The sequence below is a fragment of the Paenibacillus kribbensis genome (assembly GCF_001705305.1).
In the GTDB taxonomy this organism is placed as follows: Bacteria; Bacillota; Bacilli; order Paenibacillales; family Paenibacillaceae; genus Paenibacillus; species Paenibacillus kribbensis_B.
Map to the genome: position 1 here is coordinate 505,426 of NZ_MCBP01000002.1, position 20,569 is coordinate 525,994.

General features: G+C 44.6%; 19 protein-coding genes and 1 pseudogene. 6 read left to right on the forward strand and 14 right to left on the reverse strand.

The window, feature by feature from the left end:
- Positions 1-17 precede the first annotated feature (17 nt).
- The 3 genes from uvrA to BAZ21_RS05475 all read left to right on the forward strand — a co-directional run bounded on the left by uvrA (position 18) and on the right by BAZ21_RS05475 (position 4,440).
- Entirely contained in the window at positions 18-2,852 is a 2,835-nt protein-coding gene (gene uvrA / locus BAZ21_RS05465; protein ID WP_068497821.1) for an excinuclease ABC subunit UvrA, read from the forward strand.
- Between the two features lie 35 nt (positions 2,853-2,887).
- Complete coding sequence (locus tag BAZ21_RS05470; protein WP_068497823.1) at positions 2,888-3,421, forward strand: CarD family transcriptional regulator; 534 nt, start codon at positions 2,888-2,890, stop codon at positions 3,419-3,421.
- 89 nt (positions 3,422-3,510) lie between these two features.
- Positions 3,511-4,440: a helix-turn-helix transcriptional regulator gene (locus BAZ21_RS05475; RefSeq protein WP_068497824.1), complete on the forward strand. Its 930-nt coding sequence runs from the start codon at positions 3,511-3,513 to the stop codon at positions 4,438-4,440.
- Positions 4,441-4,479: 39 nt separating this feature from the next.
- Here BAZ21_RS05475 and BAZ21_RS05480 read toward each other — a convergent pair whose 3' ends face one another.
- Positions 4,480-4,908: a pyridoxamine 5'-phosphate oxidase family protein gene (locus BAZ21_RS05480; protein WP_068497826.1), complete on the reverse strand. Its 429-nt coding sequence runs from the start codon at positions 4,906-4,908 to the stop codon at positions 4,480-4,482.
- A gap of 22 nt (positions 4,909-4,930) precedes the next feature.
- Between BAZ21_RS05480 and BAZ21_RS05485 the strand changes: the two genes are divergently transcribed.
- A complete protein-coding gene (locus tag BAZ21_RS05485) occupies positions 4,931-5,269 on the forward strand; it encodes a hypothetical protein (protein WP_141694941.1) in 339 nt (112 codons plus the stop codon).
- 328 nt (positions 5,270-5,597) lie between these two features.
- Here the strand turns inward: BAZ21_RS05485 and BAZ21_RS05490 are convergent, their stop codons facing one another.
- The 5 genes and pseudogenes from BAZ21_RS05490 to BAZ21_RS05505 form a co-directional block, all read right to left on the reverse strand.
- Positions 5,598-6,104 (reverse strand): hypothetical protein, encoded by a 507-nt coding sequence (locus tag BAZ21_RS05490; protein ID WP_256019931.1) that lies wholly within the window; start codon positions 6,102-6,104, stop codon positions 5,598-5,600.
- 486 nt (positions 6,105-6,590) lie between these two features.
- A complete protein-coding gene (locus BAZ21_RS05495) occupies positions 6,591-6,770 on the reverse strand; it encodes an aspartyl-phosphate phosphatase Spo0E family protein (RefSeq protein WP_068497833.1) in 180 nt (59 codons plus the stop codon).
- A gap of 189 nt (positions 6,771-6,959) precedes the next feature.
- Positions 6,960-7,454: a hypothetical protein gene (locus tag BAZ21_RS28855; RefSeq protein ID WP_068497835.1), complete on the reverse strand. Its 495-nt coding sequence runs from the start codon at positions 7,452-7,454 to the stop codon at positions 6,960-6,962.
- Between the two features lie 1,123 nt (positions 7,455-8,577).
- Positions 8,578-8,691 (reverse strand): aspartyl-phosphate phosphatase Spo0E family protein, encoded by a 114-nt coding sequence (locus BAZ21_RS30060; RefSeq protein WP_176718103.1) that lies wholly within the window; start codon positions 8,689-8,691, stop codon positions 8,578-8,580.
- A gap of 235 nt (positions 8,692-8,926) precedes the next feature.
- Positions 8,927-10,327, reverse strand: a pseudogene (locus BAZ21_RS05505) (transcriptional regulator).
- A gap of 177 nt (positions 10,328-10,504) precedes the next feature.
- On the opposite strand from BAZ21_RS05505, the gene BAZ21_RS05510 reads away from it, so the two are divergent.
- Both BAZ21_RS05510 and serS read left to right on the forward strand, forming a co-directional pair.
- A complete protein-coding gene (locus BAZ21_RS05510) occupies positions 10,505-10,951 on the forward strand; it encodes an AbrB/MazE/SpoVT family DNA-binding domain-containing protein (RefSeq protein WP_068497837.1) in 447 nt (148 codons plus the stop codon).
- 298 nt (positions 10,952-11,249) lie between these two features.
- Entirely contained in the window at positions 11,250-12,539 is a 1,290-nt protein-coding gene (gene serS / locus BAZ21_RS05515) for a serine--tRNA ligase (protein WP_068497839.1), read from the forward strand.
- Between the two features lie 119 nt (positions 12,540-12,658).
- Here the strand turns inward: serS and hmpA are convergent, their stop codons facing one another.
- From hmpA to BAZ21_RS05555, 8 genes are all read right to left on the reverse strand, one after another.
- Complete coding sequence (hmpA, locus tag BAZ21_RS05520) at positions 12,659-13,888, reverse strand: NO-inducible flavohemoprotein (RefSeq protein WP_068497840.1); 1,230 nt, start codon at positions 13,886-13,888, stop codon at positions 12,659-12,661.
- A 355-nt stretch (positions 13,889-14,243) separates the two neighbouring features.
- Positions 14,244-15,089: an HAD-IIA family hydrolase gene (locus BAZ21_RS05525; RefSeq protein ID WP_373441512.1), complete on the reverse strand. Its 846-nt coding sequence runs from the start codon at positions 15,087-15,089 to the stop codon at positions 14,244-14,246.
- Positions 15,079-15,876, reverse strand: coding sequence for a sugar phosphate isomerase/epimerase family protein (locus tag BAZ21_RS05530; protein WP_068497844.1), 798 nt, complete (start codon positions 15,874-15,876; stop codon positions 15,079-15,081). Before BAZ21_RS05530 ends, BAZ21_RS05525 begins: the two co-directional genes overlap by 11 nt.
- Positions 15,877-15,908: 32 nt before the next feature.
- Positions 15,909-16,958 carry an ABC transporter ATP-binding protein gene (locus BAZ21_RS05535; protein ID WP_068497846.1) on the reverse strand — a complete coding sequence of 350 codons (1,050 nt, stop codon included), beginning with the start codon at positions 16,956-16,958 and terminating at the stop codon, positions 15,909-15,911.
- Positions 16,959-16,960: 2 nt separating this feature from the next.
- Entirely contained in the window at positions 16,961-17,749 is a 789-nt protein-coding gene (locus BAZ21_RS05540; protein ID WP_068497849.1) for an ABC transporter permease, read from the reverse strand.
- Between the two features lies 1 nt (position 17,750).
- Positions 17,751-18,530, reverse strand: a complete 780-nt coding sequence (locus tag BAZ21_RS05545; RefSeq protein WP_256019935.1) for an ABC transporter permease — start codon at positions 18,528-18,530, stop codon at positions 17,751-17,753.
- Positions 18,531-18,588: 58 nt separating this feature from the next.
- A complete protein-coding gene (locus tag BAZ21_RS05550; RefSeq protein WP_068498046.1) occupies positions 18,589-19,656 on the reverse strand; it encodes an extracellular solute-binding protein in 1,068 nt (355 codons plus the stop codon).
- Positions 19,657-19,820: 164 nt separating this feature from the next.
- Positions 19,821-20,378 carry a glycerol-3-phosphate responsive antiterminator gene (locus BAZ21_RS05555; protein ID WP_068498048.1) on the reverse strand — a complete coding sequence of 186 codons (558 nt, stop codon included), beginning with the start codon at positions 20,376-20,378 and terminating at the stop codon, positions 19,821-19,823.
- Positions 20,379-20,569 lie beyond the last annotated feature (191 nt).

Here is a 20,569-nt window from a genome sequence, read left to right on the forward strand (position 1 = left end):
GAGGCTGGAGGTTACTTATGCGGGAGTTTATACAAGTTCATGGCGCAAGGGAGAATAATCTGAAAAACGTAAGTTTGAACATACCACGTAATCAATTTGTTGTATTCACTGGTGTAAGTGGTTCAGGAAAGTCGAGTCTGGCTTTTGATACACTTCACTCTGAGGGCCAAATGCGTTATGTTGAATCTTTATCTTCGTATGCAAGACTTTTTTTAGGCAATACGAACAAGCCGGATGTTGATTCGATAGAAGGACTTTCACCTGCGATCGCTATTGAACAAAAAACCACCACCAGTAATCCGCGTTCTACAGTCGGTACCGTCACCGAAATTTACGATTATTTGCGTTTATTGTGGGCCAGGATTGGAGTTCCACATTGTCCTCACTGTCACAGTGAAATCAGTCGTCAGTCTATTGATCAAATTATGGATCAAATTCACCAATGGCCCAACAAGACGAAGTACACCATATTGGCTCCACTAATCCGGGATAAAAAAGGAGAGCATCTACAACTTTTGGAGCAAGCAAAAACCAATGGATACGTGCGCGTACGTGTAGATGGCCGGGTTCTTCTTTTAAGCGAAGATATCCAGCTCGACAAAAACAAGAAACATACCATTGAGATTATTGTAGACCGATTAATGGTGACCGAGGGTGGCTCCGAAAGATTAGCCGACTCTCTAGAAACCGCCTTCGGTCTATCGGGTGATATTGTCATTATTCATCGCTTAGACACTGACGAGGATATCCTATATTCACAAAGCTTCGCTTGTACTAAGTGCGGCTTTTCTTTACCGGAGCTATCACCTGGAATGTTCTCCTTCAATAATCAGTTTGGCGCCTGCAAGACCTGTACAGGATTGGGCTTTCATTTAAAAGTGGACCCCCAAAAGATTATTCCTGATTCAACCCGTTCGATCAACTCTGGCGGGATCGCTGCAAGTGGCTGGAGTAATCCCCATACCAATTCATATATACGTATGTACTATGAAGCTCTCGGCAAAAAATATGGCTTTGATTTCGATACGCCGCTTGATCAATTCTCGGAAGAAGCTCTAAATGGATTACTATATGGTACTAACAGTGAGAAGCTGGAACTTGTATATACGCAAGCGAAGGACGGCCCCTCCAGACGGATTCACCAGTCTTTTGAAGGTATCATCAACAACATGGATCGCCGTTATCGTGAGACTCAGTCGGAAATCGTGCGAAAGGAGCTTGAAGGTTATATGTCGGCTCTGGAATGCCCTGACTGTCATGGCGACCGCTTGAATCCGATGATGCTTGCTGTAACCGTTGGAGACATGAATCTTTCTGATTTTTGTAAGTTGTCAGTGACCGAGGCTCTGAATTTTTTCAACCATTTGAAGTTATCCGGGGCCAAATTGATCATTGCTGAATCTGCCATTCGAGAGATTCAAGGGCGACTTGATTTTATGAAGAATGTCGGCCTTGAATACTTAACGCTCGCTAGAACAGCTGGTACACTCTCAGGCGGCGAGAACCAGCGCATTCGATTAGCTACGCAAATCGGTTCAGGCTTGACCGGAGTGCTCTATATACTAGATGAGCCCTCCATTGGCCTACACCAAAAAGATAATGAGCGACTCTTGGCCGCTCTGAAAAGTATGCGTGATCTGGGAAATACATTAATTGTTGTCGAGCACGATGAAGACACGATACGGCAGGCAGACTGGATTGTAGATATCGGACCAGGTGCAGGCATAAATGGGGGCGAGATCGTTGCTCAAGGTAAACTCGAGAACATAGCGAAGGAAGCACGCTCCATAACAGGTCAATATTTGTCCAATCAAAAGCAAATTCCGGTACCGTCAAAGAGACGGACAGGCAATGGGCATACCTTAACGATTGTAGGAGCAGCAGAAAATAATTTAAAGGGCATCGATGTATCCATCCCTCTTGGCACGTTGACCTGTGTGACAGGGGTGTCCGGATCAGGCAAATCGAGCCTTATTAATGAGATCCTGTATAAGAGGCTAGCCTCCGAACTGAACCGCGCTCATACAAGGGCTGGCAAACATCAACGTATTGATGGAATTCATCACTTGCACAAGGTTATCAACGTAGATCAAAGCCCAATTGGCAGGACACCGCGTTCCAACCCGGCAACCTACACGGAGCTTTTTGACAATATACGTTCTCTATTTGCTATGACCAACGAAGCTAAGCTTCGAGCATATGGCCCCGGCCGATTTTCGTTTAATATTCGTGGTGGACGTTGTGAAGCTTGTACTGGGGACGGGCTAATGAGAATTGAAATGCACTTTCTCCCGGACGTCTATGTGCTATGCGATGTGTGCAAGGGGAAACGTTACAACCGCGAAACCTTGGAAGTTCACTATAAAGGAAAAAGTATCGCTGATATTCTGGACATGACTGCTGATGAAGCTGTTGATTTCTTCGAAAATATCCCCAAGATTCGCAAAAAAATTGATGCGCTATGTAAAGTAGGGCTTGGATATATAAAATTAGGTCAGTCCTCTACTACACTATCTGGAGGAGAAGCGCAACGGGTGAAGCTTGCGGCGGAACTACTTAAACCGGCCACAGGTTCAACTATATACATTATGGATGAGCCCACTACCGGATTACATGTAGCAGACGTACATCAGCTAATAAATATTTTACACACGCTAGCTGACGCTGGTAACACGGTGGTGGTTATTGAGCATAACCTGGACCTCATCAAAAATGCGGATTATATCATAGACTTAGGGCACGAAGGGGGCACGAACGGTGGAAACATTTTATGCATAGGGACCCCTGAACAAATCGTAGATTGTGAAGCAAGTTATACAGGACTGTTCTTGAAAAAAGAATTAGGGAAATAATGAGCCAGTGTTCGCTTGAATAGGAGGAAAATTGGATGTTCCATACGGGAGACTTTATTATTTACGGTAACAGTGGGGTCTGTCAGATTAAAGCGATAGGGTCGCCCAATATTCCTATAACGATCGGAACCAAATTATACTATACATTATCTCCAGTCTTTGGTACGGAAACCATCTACACACCTACAGATACCAAAGTATATATGAGGCCAATGATATCTTGTGAGGAAGCCAAGAAGCTCATCGAACAAATCTCTATTATTAGAGCAGCTAAAGTAGAGGATCAAAAAAAACGTGATGTAAAATGGTGGACAAACTTATATGAGTCCACTTTGCAAAAAAATAATTGCAAATCCTTAATAGAACTCATAAAAACGATATATATGAAGAATGCAGAAATGATTATACAAAAGGGAAAACTGGGGTATACGGATCAGAAATATTTGAAATATGCTAAGGAGCAGTTGTATAGTGAACTCTCTATTGCTTTAGGGATAACCAGGGAAGAGATAAGTCATAGGATTGAAGCCACTATGGAGCAAATCATCATGAATAACCAGTCGAAGTAGCTATGAAAAAGTGAAAACGAATCAAGCGCCGGTTAATCATGGAATAAAACGCAGAAATGGAGAGTCTAAGCTAGGGATAGGTGATATTTTTGAAGATCGATCGATTAATTTCTATTATTATGTTGCTTCTTGAGCGTAGAAAAATCAGTGCTCCCACTCTTGCCGAAATGTTTGAAGTAACCCCGCGAACAATATACCGGGACATTGAAGCTATTAACAAAGCGGGTATTCCGATTGTTACTTACCCCGGTGTCAATGGTGGTATCAGCATTGTTGAGGAATATAAATTTGAGAAGAAACTATTTACAGTTTCGGATATCACCACATTATTAGTAGGGCTTGGAAGTCTACACTCCACTGTGTCAAGTGATGACTTCCTTAATACACTGGCAAAAGTGAAAGCCTTATTTCCAAAGGAGGAAATAAGGGAATTTGAAAATCAAGTTATTATTGACCAAAATCCTTGGTTCGGTTTAAAGAGTCTAAAACCCAACTTTATTGAAATAAAAACGGCAATTCATGAGAAAAGGTTATTATCCTTTAGGTACCGGGATCAGTCAGACAAAAGTACGGATAGGATCATTGAACCCTACAGATTAGTCTTAAAGGATACTGCTTGGTATTTGCAAGGATATTGTACTATGAGGGAGGGGATGCGGGTGTTTAGAGTATCTCGCATATCCTTGCTTAAGCTTATGAAAGAAAATTTCATCCCGAGGGAACTCGATATGCAATCACTGGATTACCCGGATGAAAAGCAGAGGACTGTTCAACTACTGATTGATGAATCTTTACGAGAGTTGATGGAAGAACTTTGTGGAGAGGACAACATTAAGCTGTATGATGACCAAAGGTACATTGTACAGTTTCCTTTTGTAGATAATGATTATTGGTATAACTCTTTAATGAAATTTGGAGATAAATGTGAATGCTTGGAACCCGAGCATATTCGGAATGAACTTATACAAAGGATCAAACAATTGTGTGCAGTATACAACATCCCCACAGACCTACAATAGGAGAAGTTCTGCGGGGATGTTCTGCTATGAGCTGATAATTTAAATATGGGTCAATTCAATTTTCTCAGTCTGATGATGGCTCAGTGTTACTAGCGCCTCACTAAAGTGAAGCTCATACAACTCAAGTATAGGGATCACAGGACCTAATGATTCTTCAAAATTCGGAATATTTCTTGCAAATCCATCCTTAAGCTCGGCAACGGAGAGTTCGCTTTTACGAACAACAGCTTGCTGGACTCGGACCACCTGAATCCCTTCCTCAGGGATGGTTGTAAACGCGACTTTATCATTTTGAACAAATTCCAAAGTCTTAGGTGAGTTAGGGAATGTAGGGAAGTAAACGGTATTTTTCGCTTGGTCATAATAGGAACTTACAATTCGTACATTAGGAATATTCCCCGCAGATGTTGCTAATGCGATATGGCCGCTTCTCCCTAAGATATTATTGAATTCTTGTTGAAATTCCATGTTTGTTTAATCTCCTTTATTCATGATTGAACCACAGTTTCTGGCGGTTGATTTAATGGTAGCATATAGAATGATGACAACAGTGTGTCATCATTCTATAACTGGTAAGAAAAATATAAGATTAATTACATATTTGGTGTTGCTTGAATGTGATATAATCAGTCCTCTCAAACAAGCGGATATGTTCGAAATTTCAGTGTGTCGGATAGAGTATATTCATCTATTGAAGCAAGCGTATATGATGATATTGCAAGTTACGCAGCAGCGGGAAAATGCCGGCTCAATTAAGAAAGTAGAGGCTCTTTTTTGGGTACTTCAGTCCTTAACCCATAAGAACATAGATAGTCCGATCGATAATTAACAAATATTAAGTATGTTACATTTATACAAAATACCTAATTACCCTAATATATTTTATGGAAGCTGGCTATACTGTAGAATTCGTTGAAAAAGAATTTGACGTAATAACTCTCCAACGCTAGTTACTATGTATATACTTGATCTACAGTTTGATTAGATTTCAATAATATGGATCAAACTCACACGTCACAATAATAGCAAAAGTCATACATGTCACTTTCCTTCTCTTATCCAGCATTTCAGTGGCAGCATACGATCTGAAATACTTACAAACCAACACAAATAAAAAAAGGTCGACCTTTCACCGCTCATAAACAACTATGAGATAATTACAATTCCCCTCGTGAAGTACCTATACGAACTGCGAGTTCACCAGACATATAAGCATTTCCTGAGGTAAGGCTTACATAAAATTTACCGGTAGACCAAGCACTCGAGCTAACTTCACTATAAGTCTGGCCAGGCTTCACTGTTCCAGAAAGCTTCTGCGCACCTGATGGAGAGCCTTGATTTACTGAAAACTTAATTGGTTGGTCGCCGTCATTACGTATCCAAACTTTAACATACCCATATCGTGCTGGAATTTCAAAATCCTCTGTAAGCTCTGTATTGCGAAGAGTTCTATTAACCACCGATTTAGTTTCTTGAGGAGTAATAACATGATCTCCCGTTTTTGGAGTATTCACATCTGTTGATTCGTTTGCAGACTGACTCACTTGTACTGAGTCTGTTGTAGCTGGTGCAACATTGGTCGTAGCTGCTGCAGAAGCAGTTAATGGAATTGCAACGGCTAGAGATAAAACAGATAACAAAGAAGCTTTCTTAATGTTCTTCATATTCATAGCCTTCTATCATTAGATTTTGTTTTTACCAAACCGATCTTAACTTACCTCATTGAATTGATTGAATAGAAAAGCGACCACCTCTTCCCAAGACAAAGAATGGTCTTTATTAACCAACTCCCGTATGTAAAAGTTCCCATTTTGCTATTATTTTTCGATTTTGCAATAGAATTTTGGATAATCACACCAATATATCATGAGACACACTTGAACGCCGCATTTTATCAGCCAGAACATACGTGTGTAACACGAATGCAAAAAGGCGAAGCCTTATTACTGGTACTGCTATTTTTCCTTAATCCATCACAGGTATCAAGCCATCAACAAATTTATTACATTTAATTACATGAGTATGTATGTAGCTATCAAATAAGACATTTTATAGAATAATAAATTTCGTTATAGGACAATCAAATTATTTTTGCATAAAGCAGGAGTATTTATCATTTTACGCGAGTTGGAAGCATGATGGATTTCGGGTCACACTAGGTGGGGCAGCTTCTTGGTCTGAAACATACGATTGTATTGATTAATCAGTTCGTCCAACAACATAGACTGCTCAAGTACACAAGGGTGTCCAAAGTCATACTGCTCATACAAATCATGCAGCCGTTGCCGTGCGCTTTCCAATTGTTGATGTAACGTTGTATCTGTGTCCATCGTGTATTCCCTCCTCATGAATCTCATTTTAAGGGGGCATGTGCTATTAGAGGACGCCATTTTTCAGCCAAAATATTCAATATAAAACAAAAAAAAGATCAGCCAATAGGCTGGTCAACTGGAAAAAAGGATCAAGCTTTGAGCCAGTAAGTTTTAAAAAACCAGAAAGTTGCTGGCCCTACTCGGTTGTTATTGGTAAGCAGGTGCAAGGTAAGTATTGCGAACATTCGTAGCGACAAAATCCCATGAGCTTATTCTTTGTCCAGTGTAATTATCATACTGAACGGCTCTATACTTTTTAAGAGTTAAGTCAGCCGAAACCCCTAGTCTACTAAATCTACTCGGGTCTGCCGGGATTTGCGTCGCTACTGAATACATGTATGAAACTCCGACAGTAAAAGATACATCGTCATATTTTAGCGTAGTAGATGCATTATATGTTTCGCCACTATTAACTGTATAATTACTTGCTTTTGCCCAGTAAGGAGTATTCTTATGATAATTGATAAATTGGTGATCTCTTGTAGTACCTGAAATAAACGTGTTGTCAATGTGAGTACTCGAAGGCCGTATTACAGAGTCGACAGCTTCTAACTGGACTGTAGTATTCTTATCATTTGAAGCAGCTACGTATGAATCATAATCCTCTTTTGTCAAAAAGGACACTACATCGCCGTTATCCAAAGAAACAGTTTTATAGGCTCCATCGACCACAATAGTCGCAGAAACAACATCAGGTTGGGGAACTGCTACATCATCTTGTGCTGCATAAATGTTAGGAGTACCTACAACAAAAAGCAGTAAAGCAGAAAGAATAATCGCAAATTTTTTTCATAAGATTTCCTCCTGGTCATATATTTGCATTATAATGATAACATTAGCATCTGTTTTGCATGCGTTTTAACAATTCATAAAGGAGAGATATACATGTATTCAGTAAGCGGCACCATAGCTTTGATAGCAAGCATGTCTATGTTTTGGCTTCTATACTATTTAAGAGTCACCCATTCCGCAGGATTTAATGATGCTTTTTACTTATTTCCACTGATCTTAATTACGCTGTGTATTTATTTTTATTGGAAAGATCATGATGAAAAAAAGTAGGTAATCCAATATCTCATGATCCAGACGTTTATATCCCCTCTCTTCTTGACCGGACACTCTTAAATCCTACCTGATGCTCACACTAGGTCATGAGTGCATCTTCGCCGCCATGACCCGGTCACTCTCCCGGTTTATTCTTGCTTCGTGTGCAGCTATATTTTCACAGCCAATCCCCCTCCAAACAAGTGGTTTAAACTCCTTGTTAGACGATATTTATACAAATCCCCATACACGGTTGAAGTGAATAGGAAGTGTATACTCGTTCATGTGAAGCACACCAGCATCAAAATCACGCAACACTTTTATACATAAATTTTTAATTCATCTTCCAAACTTTTAGTATGTTACTTGCTTTGTTACTCGCATTCAAAACAGATATCACATTACCTGACTACACACCACCGCCTCATTAATTAATATTTTTCGGAAAATGTTGAAATGTAAATGATATCAATATATTCCTTTATTTGAGATTCCATTTTAACACATACAAATATAAAAATTTTCCGATATTCGCATGATAATTGGTACTGTTACTTTCCTCTAATCCATTGAGGTATCTTCCTGTCAAATAATTTATTACATTTAATTACATGAGTATGTATGTGGCTATCAAATAAGACATTTTATAGAATAATAAATTCCGTTGCGTGAGAAAAGAATTATTTTTGCATAGAGGACTACAAGCATGATGGATTTCGGGTCACACCAACTGCTCAAGTACACAAGGGTGTCCAAAGTCATACTGCTCATACAAATCATGCAGCCGTTGCCGTGCGCTTTCCAATTGTTGATGTAACGTTGTATCTGTGTCCATTGTGTATTCCCTCCTCATGAATCTCATTTTAAGGGGGCATGTGCTATTAGAGGACGCCATTTTTCAGCCAAAATATTCAAAATAAAACAAAAAAAGACCAGCCAATAGGCTGGTCAATGGCAAATAGGTCAAGCTTTGAATCGTTAATCAAAATGAACCAATATGCTCTTGCGGTGTGACTGTGCCGTGAGCTGGGATGTTAGCCAGAACTGGTAGTGCGAATACCAGTACCAAGCTAGTCGCTGCCAAAAGCAAAGCCATCTTTTTGATCATTGCTTTCCCACACCTCCTCATAAATGGATTGAAACTGAACCTGTGTTGCAGATGCCGCATGTGTTTTGAAACGAAAGAATAATCCTGCACAATTGGCAATTAGTAGTACATGGTTAATTGTACCAGCTTTTTCTAATGCGTCTATTAAACATTTGAAACCATATGAATATCTGCCTTTATTGAGGCTGTATTTAGCCAGCTTATACCAAAATCGTGCACGCTGCTGTAGTAAAAATTGTTGTGAGTATTTATCGATAGAGGATGATTCCTGGTACGCTGCAATTTGGGATTCAAAACGCTGGAGAATATGATCTACATCTATGTTGTAGCGATTAGCGACTTCAATAACATTCAAGAGCTCGTTAAAAATGTGCTGTTCACCAGTCATGTACTCTACGTAATCCGGCAGGACACTCACATCTCCAGACATAAGCCTGTTGACGTACGTATTAATTTTCGCCCAACGCTGAAATTGACCTTTCCAGTGAAGTGAATCCGGGTCCGTCTCCTGCACCCAGCTTAGATCAGTATAACCGCGGAGATGCTCCAGCGCCCGCTTATGATCCCCCTTCGCATCACAGGCATTGGCGCACATCAGTTCAGCATAGGCTATGTATGCAAATAATGGTCCAGAACGTTATTTTCTTTGCGGCTCTGTTCCTGTTCGCTTGGAGTTATGAACCAGGTCATATTGGATCTGCCCTAGGTCCCCCATTTTCTTAGAAAATGCATATACCTTGTCCCATTGGCTCAATGATCTGTACACATTCGCCAAATCCTTCAGGGCATCCAGTTGGTCGATCTCATCCAAACGATGGACATAGGGTTCAAATTTAGCTGCGGCTTCGAGATTCAGATTTTGATCCTTTCCGATCGCAATGGTGAACAAGCGATAGCGGCACAGAGCAAGTCGTTCCGAATGCTGCTGTCTTTCACTCTCGGCTACGTTTTCATACAGGTAGGCTGCTGCTTCTATATAGTCATTTTGGAAACACTTCTCAGCCAACTCAAAGAGTGGAGAAAGGTAGGTCGGATTATCCAGCATCAGACTGACTACTCGCTGCACGCAATCCAGCCGCCCAAGCTCCACACAGCGGTATAAGAATGGGCTAATTCTTCGCCAGTTGAGCGGTTCTTCTATAATGCACTCTTCAATGTACTGCTCATAAAAATGATCTGGTGGCAGCTCCATCCCGACAGTAATGCGATCCAGTTGGTTAACGGATAAAATACGGTTTCCTGTGACAATACCGCTAACCGTACCTACATTCAAATCAATGATGTGTCCAAACTCGGTCATGCTCAGGTCTTTTTGCTTCAAGTATTTTTCAATTTCTGCTCTAATCGATGGTGTGATTTCCATGAATAAACCACCCTTCCAGCGTGAAATTTGATTTATTGCATATTTAAATAAAAATGGAACTTGGAAAATCTATTGTATAATTAAGAGTTTATCTTTCCATAATCGTACCACTTTTTGGAATAAACATAAACACTTCTATTTTATTTCTTTTTATCTTGTTAATAGGAGAGTATCGCGATGAAGAATACAGGTATGACACGCGCTTTGGATTCGTTAGGTCGAATCGTGATTCCTAAAGAAATGCGGAGATCAATGGATATTGGCGTTGGTGATCCTCTGGAATTTTATGTAGATGCCGAAACAGGCTTTTTGAGTATGCGCAAGTATACCGGGGTCTCCTGTAAAATGTGTAGTTCTGTTGAATATGTGACCTATTTCAGAGATTCCTTTTTGTGCAAAAGATGTATACATGAGCTGAAAGGAAATATAGGAGTTAGTCACATTCCTGTTCCTGTTGCCAAGGAACCTGCTCATCAGGAAAAGAGATCGCATCAACCTTCACACATATTAATTGAACGACTGAGAGAACTTATACGTAACCATCCGAACGCTAGGCAGGGTGAATATGCAGCATGGCTTGGTGTATCACAAAGTCGTGTATCCCAGCTTAAAAAGTTGTTGTAGCTTGATTAACCTGCCGAAAATTCGTATACTTACAAAAAAGCAAACGATACTATGCCTGTGAAGAGCATCCAACTCGGAGGCGTTTACGCCAAGGATCATACGTTAGCGTAGGATATGGCAATATATGTTCCTAAGTAAACCGGACCCGCCCGTTACAGCGGAGCAAAGTGGATTGGAGAGTCATGACATCTGTCATGCTGTCCGGTCAATTTGGGTGGCACCGCGAGATCAAAGCGCTCCTCGTCCCATGTGGATGAGGGCGCTTTTTGTATTTTTATCCGAAAGGAAGTGCGGTGTCATGTTGGACATCAAATGGATCAGAGAGCATCAGGAACAGGTTCAGACAGCGGCAGACAACAAAGGAATGCAGGTATCGGTGGCAGAGCTGCTGACCCTGGATGATCGGAGAAAAGAGCTGCTGCAGGAAGTGGAGCAGCTGCGTCAGACGCGTAATCAGTGTAGCCAGGACATTGGAGCGCTGCTTCATGCCGGAAAGAATGAACAGGCAGAGGCAGCCAAGCGGCAGGTCAAAGAAATTAACGGACAATTAGACCGTCTGGAAGTCCCGCAGCAGGAAGTGGAGGAGCAATTTCAACAGTTCTTGCTTCTGATGCCTAATATCGTATCGCCAGATACGCCACGGGGCAGATCGGATGAAGATAATGTAGAACTGGAACGGGTCGGAACGATACCTGATTTCGGATTTGAACCCAAGGATCATATGGCACTCGGCCAGCTTCACAGCCTGTTCGACGTTCCTCGCGGCGTCAAAACAGCCGGGACCCGGAACTACTACCTGACGGGAGCAGGGGTCGCGCTACACAGGGCTGTGCAGCAGCTTGCAGTCGATCTGCTGACTGAGCGAGGATTCCAGTTGTTGGATGTTCCGCTAATGGTACGCTCTGAGGCCATGCGCAGCACTGGCTTTTTCCCGCTTGGGCTGGATCAGACCTACCGCATCGCAGGGGAGGATCAATGGCTCGTAGGCACCTCGGAGGTTCCGCTGGTCGCATATTACAGCGGTGAAATCGTAGATGTCACCAATCCAATCCGGCTGGCGGCTGTATCGGTATGCTTCCGCAATGAGGTCGGCTCAGCCGGAAGAGATGTGCACGGACTGTATCGTGTACACCAGTTCGCCAAGGTGGAGCAGGTCGTGCTCTGCGAGGCCAGTCTGGACGCTTCGGAGCAGATGTTCCAGGAGATTACACGCAATGCGGAAGACCTGCTTCAACTGCTGGAGCTGCCCTACCGCAAAATGGCGGTCTGTACAGGCGACATGGCGCAAAAAACCTACAAGCAGGTGGATATTGAGACATGGATGCCCAGCCGACAGGCTTACGGCGAGACACATTCATCGTCACAGCTGCTTGATTTTCAGGCACGCCGTTCCAACATCCGCTATCGCAATGCGGACGGCAAGCTGCAATATTGTTACACACTCAACAATACAGCGGTCGCTTCGCCCCGGATTTTGATCCCGTTGCTGGAGCATCATCAGCAGGAGGACGGCTCGATCCGCATTCCGGAGGCTTTACGTCAGTATATGCCGCAGCGTATGGAATTTCTGCGTCCGCCCATTTTATGAAAACACGAGCACACTAAGAAGAATAGTAACCAATAAGTAGTACCTAATGAGTAGGATTTCCCATTGTAATCATCACAAAAAAGACGAAGGACAGCTATCCTTCGTCTTTTTATGATGTCTCACTGCGCTTCTGCTTCCCACGCACTGGCAGGGCCAAAAAACTCATAGTGGATATCCGCAGCAGGGATATTCCACTCCTTCAACAGACCATACACCGATTGCATGAACGCCTCGGGACCGCAAAAGTAATACTGTGCGTTACGTTCCGGCGCCACGGATTGCAGCCAGGGCAGGTCCAGACGACCTTCCTTGTGAAAGGCCTGCGCCAGCCGATCCTGCTCCGTTGGTCTGCTGTAACACCACCGAACTGCGGCCTGTGCATGTGCGGCGACCAGCTTTTCCACCTCATTACGCAGAGCATGGTTATCCCCATTGACTGCTGCATGGACAAAGGTGACAGGGCGATCCGGGGCAGACTTCACCAAGGAAGCCAGCATGCTGACCATCGGTGTTAGCCCGACTCCACCGCTGATCAGCACGACAGGTCTGTGATCTGTCTGGTCCAGCGTGAAATCCCCAGCCGGTGCAGATACCTGCAGCACATCGCCCTCCTGTACCTGCTCATGCAGGTACACAGATACTTTGCCCGCCGGACGGGACCCTACAGCATCCTCGCGTTTTACGGATATCCGGTAGTGAGGTTGGCCCGGGGCAGCCGAAAGGCTGTATTGACGGATGTGGGTATTATGTTCACCCGGAATATTCATCTGCAGGCTGATATATTGCCCAGGCTCGAATGCAGGCAGCACCTGTCCATCCTGCGGCACTAGATAAAAGGACGTAATTTGGTCGCTTTCCTTAACCTTTTTCTGCACAACAAAGCTCTTAAAGTCTGACCAGCCTCCCTGCTGCTGTTCCGCCTCCTTGTACATTTCAGCTTCCACGTCTATAAATACATTAGCGATCACACCATAGGCCTCGGCCCATGCGGCGATGATCTCATCTGTAGCTGCATCCCCCAACACGTCCTTGATCGCAGCAAGCAGATATTTTCCAACGATAGGATAATGCTCAGGCTGGATTCCCAAACTGCGATGCTTATGTGCAATCTGACGCACCACTGGAAGGATTCCCTCCAGACGATCAATGTGCTGCGCAGCTGCATATACAGCATTCGCCAGTGCCCCTTGCTGACGTCCTTGCTTCTGGTTAGCGTGATTGAATATATTCAGCAGCTCGGGATGAGCCTCGAACATCATTTGGTAAAAACGCTTGGTGATCGTAGTTCCATGAACCTCCAAGACAGGTACAGTCGATTTTATCGTTGCAATGGTTTGCTCACTCAGCATCTTTGTATCCCTCTTCTCTCCAAAATAAGATGAACAAAGGGTGTCTCAACATATGCACCCCATGGTTAACCCTCCATTTACAGCCCAGTATACCCACATAAAGTAACCGTTAATGTGATTGCAGTCACTTTAAATTTAAATAATCGGAACATGTCAATGACAAAGCGCACATTCATAAACATTTCCGGTGTAATTAATGACCTTCCCGCAAGCAGGCAAAAAGGAGAACGCCTATAGGCCTGAGCCGGTCGGACGTTCCCCTTTTCATTCACTTACAACATATCAAATTAAGTAGCGTGGTTCGTAAGTTGTAGCTTGTAGGTCATTGGGTCAATATGGATTTCCTTGGCAGAGACTATAGCCACTTCAGCAAGTCTTCAAGTGTACTAAATACATAATTAGGTACAATGGCGCTCTTAAGCAAGCACTCGCTCCCTGTGACTCCGGTCAAAACTAGCGCTGTGTGGACAGCGCTGTTGACACCCATCATTATATCTGTCTCCAAACGATCTCCGATCATCAGGCAGCGCCCTGCATCCAGACCTGATAATTTCAATGCCCTATCTATATAATAAGTGGAGGGTTTGCCTGTCATCACTTGAATATCAAGAGTGCTCGCCGCCTCAATTGCTTTGGCAATAGGCCATGAATCGGGTATGATTCCGCCAGGTACGGGACAGAACGGATCAGGGTTCGCCACAATGAACCTGGCACCGTTCCTGACTGCATTCATACCTGCCGTCATTTTGGCATACGAGAACTCCCGATCCAGTCCGACAACCAAATGCGTAGCTTCCATTGGATTACCCGTCAGGATAATATCCAGCACATCCAGTTCCTGCTCAAGCGCCCGCTCTCCAATAACGAACGCCCGTACTTCCTCTTGTTGCTCCTTCAGATACATCCCTGATACATAGCCTGCTGTCATAATGTCGTCTACCACAGGCTCCAATCCCATAGCCTGAAGCCTGTCACGGCACTCCTCACGGGTATATATCGTTGTGTTGGTCAAATACATGACCTTCTTACCCAACTGAATCAGACGAGAAATCACCTCATTCACTCCCGGCAATAGCTCGCTGCCTGTATAGATCGTTCCGTCAAGATCAAAAAAGTAGGCATCATACCGGGACGGGTCCATCTCCCTAATCGTCCCCTGCCCTTGTGATATGGTGTGTGAGTTCAAAGGATTATAGTGCAAGATGCTGCCGGAGCAGTTGCTTTCCTTTCACTAACTGGTTCAGGGCTGTTCCAGGAGAATATTCCAGAATCAGTTGGCAGGGAGCATCCACCTCTTGTAGTGCATCATATATGGGCTGCCAGTGGATGGAGCCTTCTCCAATCGGTAAATGCTCATCACCAACACCGGAGTTATCATGAATATGAACAGAAAACAAACGTTCCTTCACACTGCGAATCATTTGCGGAATATCCCAGCCATTCAAGTGGGCATGCCCCGTATCAATCAAATAACCTGCCGTATGACCCATCTGATCCAGACAGCTCAAATACTCTTGTTCCGAATAAATGGAGGCACCGTTATAGCCTACATTTTCAACTGCCAGCTTGACCCCAAGAGGCCCTGCTACCTGGCAAAGCTGGTGCAGATACTCCTGTGCACGCTGCTGAGCTACAGCCTTATCAAAGGCTGGAGAGAAGCAAAAGCCCGGATGGATGACCACATGTTCTGCTTCAATCTCATGCGCGAATTCAATGGCTTTTTTGTACTCCACATAAGAAGCCGTGCGGATAGCCTGATTCTCGCTCGTCAGATTCGTATCCCACGCTGGAGGGTGGACGGAAAAGGCACAATGGTGAAGCCGCAAAGCCTTACCTATCTTCTTGATCTGCTCATCCATGCGATCCCACTGGATACCGTCCATAAGCAGTTCGATTTTATCCGCGCCGTGGTTCACCAGTTGTTCCACGTTCTCCTCTACGGAACAGGTTAATAACGGAAGATCAGAGTAGCTGATTTGTGTATTCATGCTGACGTTCCTCCTCAATGCTGTATGTTGTTCTACGTATAAATAAGCTTGTGATGCTGAAGCCGAAGCTGCACCTGATCCCCTTCGTTTAGATGAATATCATTGGGAACGTCCAGCAGCAACTTATGCCCATTTGCATCCGCTATGACCCTATAGCGCTCCCCGAGGAAGATGCTTTCCCGGATACGAACCGGGAAACCCTGACCCGGTAACACTTCAACCTCAATATCCTCAGGTCTGAGGAATGCCTCCACTTCCTCTCCCTCGATAAAATCCCGACTGCCGTGATACGGTATGAGGTCAAATCCGAACTGCACCGACCAGCCTTCCTTCGTATGGACGGCCTGTCCCCTTAATCGGTTGACCTGTCCGACGAATTGTGCCACAAAAGGAGATCTTGGCTGATGATATACTTCCTTGGGCGTACCGATCTGCCGAACCACTCCTTTATCCATCACCGCAATCCGGTCGGCAATCGCCATAGCCTCCACCTGATCATGCGTAACATAGATAGTCGTGATGTTCAGCTTCCGGAAGAGCTGGGCCAGCTCAATCCTCAAGTACTCCTTAAGCTTGGCATCCAGTGCTGTCAGCGGCTCGTCCATCAGCAGAATTTTGGGTTCCGTAGCCAACGCCCGCGCTACCGCTACCCTTTGCTGTTGTCCGCCGGACAGTTGAGATGGCCTGCGATCCTTCAGTTCTTGCAGACTCATCAGCTCCAGCATCTCTTGCACTTTAACCGCAATCTCCTGCTTACTCTTCTTGCGGAGCTTCATGCCAAAAGCAATGTTCTGTGCAACGGTCATCGTCGGAAACAGGGCATACTGCTGGAACACCAGCCCAATATCCCGCTTCTCCGGCAGCAGATGGTTGATCTCTGCTCCATTGACGTTAATGGAGCCACCGCTGGACTTCTCCAGACCAGCCATAATGCGCAGCAAAGTACTTTTGCCGCAGCCCGAAGGTCCGAGCAGGACCAGAACCTCACCGTGCTGAACGTCCAGATTGATCGGTTCAAGTGCCGCCGTTCCGTCCGGATACGTCTTATGCACCCCACGAATGCGAATATAGGTTTCCCTCATGTTTAGACCCCTCCTCTGGTATACGTCGAAGACTGATTCAGCTTGTGCAGAATGAACATCAATGGAACTGCAATGACCAGGAATACCACCGTGTACGCGCTCCCGATCTCGATCCGCAGTGAAGAGTAAGCTTCATACAGTCCTACAGGCAGGGTCACCTTAAGCGGTGTATACAGGAAAAATGTCATGTTGAATTCTCCGAGCGATAGCAGAAATACCAGCATAGCTCCCGATAATACCGCTGATTTGATACTTGGCAGAATAACATAAAAAAAACGGTAAAAAGGACCTGCTCCCAGCGTAGCCGCGCTTTCATCAAGTGCCTTGAAGTTCTTGGTTCTGAGCGTCCCCAGCACAGTCCTGAAGATCAGAGGGAACGTCACAATGACATGCCCTAGCAAAATCAGCCAGCCCGCTTCCCGAAGCGACGCATAGGTCTGAATCAGTGCCAGCGCAATCGCGACCCCCGGCACTGCAATCGGCAAAGTCAAAATTTCCTCCATGATCATCATCCAACGGCTGTTCGTTTTGGAAAACTGGTAAGCCGTCATTGTGCCCAGCAGCACATTGATGATTACGGTTGAGACAGCAATCACCAGTGTGAAGAGAATGGTGGGACCGTAATAGTGAAACACTTCCCGGTACCATTTTAAAGTCCAGCCCGAAGCAAACAGGCTTGACCCCCAGTAGTTGGCGAACGAACCGATCACGGTGAACAAAAGGGGGATCATCATGAACAGGCTGACGATCACAATCAAAGCGTACATGATGCCTTTGCCCAACTTTCGCATATTAGCGCATCCCCCTCTCCATAATGATGCGATTCGTTAGATTCATCAGCACACAAATCATTCCGATTACAACGGCTATCGCGCTGGCCACCTCAATCTTGAAGCTTAAAGTAAACTCGTTATACATCAGGATTGGCAATATGTCGAAGTCATTAGCCAGCATAAACGCAGTACCAAACGCACTCATCGATGTCGAGAAGGCCAGTGCACCGGAAGCTATAAAAATCGGGAATACGGTCGGCAGCACCACATAACGAATCGCCTGCCAGGGTGACGCTCCCAGCGTTCTGGCCGCCTCCTCCAAAGTCCGGTCAAAATGCTGGATCGCACCATATAGCGATAAAATGACCCTCGGTATCTCAAAGTACAAGTAAGCCAGCAAAATGCCTGTGATGGTATAGGCAAATGCCATGGAAGGCGTACCTGTCAACCATTTGCTCAACATCGGCATTACACCCGTAGTACCAAACAAAATAATGATCATAAAGCCAACAACTACACCCGGAAGCGACATTGGAAATGTCAGCAAGGTAAAATACAGCGTTTTGCCCTTAAATTCGTTCCGTGCCAGAAAAAAGGCTAGAAGTCCTGCCAGAACCAGAGAGGATACGGTTGCGGCAAGGGAGAGCAGCAAACTGTTGACGAGTGCTTTAGAATAGTAGGGGTCAACAAGTATTTGTGTGTAGTTGTGGAGAGTCATCGCACCGTCTCCCTCACTCCTCAGGCTCGTTAACACGAGAATAACCAGTGGATAGAGAAAAAAGAAACTGAAGATGATCATGACTGGCGTTAGAAAAAAGATTTTGTGCCTTACCATACCCATACTTCTCTCCTCTTTATCATTTACCAGCGATTACTTCGTTTTTCCAACGTTCATTCACTTCTGTCTGCACCTTGTTCATTTGTTCATAATTTACACTTTGTACACGCGCATAGTCGCTTTCCGGCAGGAATTTGTCCTTTGTTTCACGGGGAATATCTACGGCCCGGATGGGACGTACATAACCTTGAGCGAATAACTGCTGACCCTCATCCGACAGCATAAAGTCTATATATTTCTTGCCGTTGTCCTGATTAGGGCCATTTTTGACAAGGGACACGATATAAGGAACCTTCAGGGAGCCTTCCTTCGGAATCACGACTTCAATAGGAGCCTGATCGTTGTATTTCATCGTATATCCGTTAAAATCAGCATCAATAAGTATTGGAATCTCACCCTTCATAACTTTGGCGGTTGCCGTCTGTTTCGGATGGATAGTACCATTCTGCTCCAGTTGCTTTAGGTACTTGATGCCCGGGTTCCAATTGTCGAGCGTTCCACCCATCGCAATATTGGCTGCTGTTACCACGCTATATCCCACTGCTGCGGAAGTCGGGTCCAAGAAACCAACTTTATCTTTGTACTCTGGCTTGAGCAGGTCAGCCCATGAACGGGGCACAGGCACATTCCCGAGCGCATCCTTATTCACAATGAAAGCAATCGCTCCGTAATGGACAGCCATCCATTTGCCGTCAGGGTCTTTAAGGTCTGCGGGGATATCGTCAAAATGCTCAGGTTTGTAGGCTTCAGCCACTCCTTCTTTAACCGCCTGCGGCCCAAAGGTAATGCCCAAATAGGCCACGTCCGCCACTGGCTTGTTCTTCTCCGCGATCATCGCGGTCATGGCTTGTCCGCTGTTTTTATTATCTGCCGGGACACGAATTCCTGTCTTTTCCATAAATTTTGCCTGGACAGCTTCCCAATTGGCCCACAATGGCGGGTTATTGTATGCAATGGCTACCTTGCTTGTGCTACTGCCATCTTGACCAGCCAGTCCAGCTCCACTCGTACCTGTCCCTGTAGAACATGCTGCCAGAGTTAATGCCATTACCGCACTGACTGTACCCCATACCCATTTTTTCTTCATCATTTCTTAATCACCTGTTCCTTGAGATTTTTTGTACTGCTTGAACGATTGAATGCAAAAGAGAACACAAAAAAAACACATAGGTATCCCCTTATCACATTCAGTAAAGGATAGCTATGGGTTCTCATGGTCTCCACCCAAGATATCGTATGAAATTCACGGACCTACAGATTCCATAATTCTGATCGGCTTAGCGATACGGCATCTGCACCTGCCTTCATTGCTTCTTCCACCTGTTCCGGTGTCGATATCAGTCCCGCAGCAATGATAGGCAAGCCTGTCTGTTCCTGAAAAACCGGAATAATAGATGGTGCGATACCCGGCATGATTTCAATTGCGTCAGGTCCATTCTCTTTAATACTGCGAATTGCGGTATGGAACGATCCTGTGTCAATCAGGAAAACACGCTGAATGGTCAGCAACCCTTCTTTTTTGGCCGCACGAATCGTAGCGCTCTTGGTGCTTACGATGCCCGCAGGCTGTACATGCCCGGCCAGAAACGCTGCAGCCTCTTTATCATTGGAAAGCCCTTTGACCAGATCCGTATGCACAAACACCGGCTTTTGCTTCCTCAGCTCCTGAAATTCCGTCTCCAGCAGACTTGTAATCTTGCCATGCATCAGCAGCACCGCACACGCTTTAGAGCGAACGGCCAGCGCAACATGATCATGTTCTGCTGCTGCAATGATAGGGTGAGTTTGGAGCATTTTTCTGATGTTCATGTGACTTCCTTCTTCCTTCATAGTCGCGTCAAGCATCGTTAGCCAAATGATAAACAGCAATGGATCATAATAGCACATGCTCATCTGCCTTCGCTTATGTTCAACAATAATCAACATTTGTCATCGCAGTATCAAATCTGTTTTAAATTATAATTTTATTAGTCTTACAATTTAATCATCAAAGACTTCAA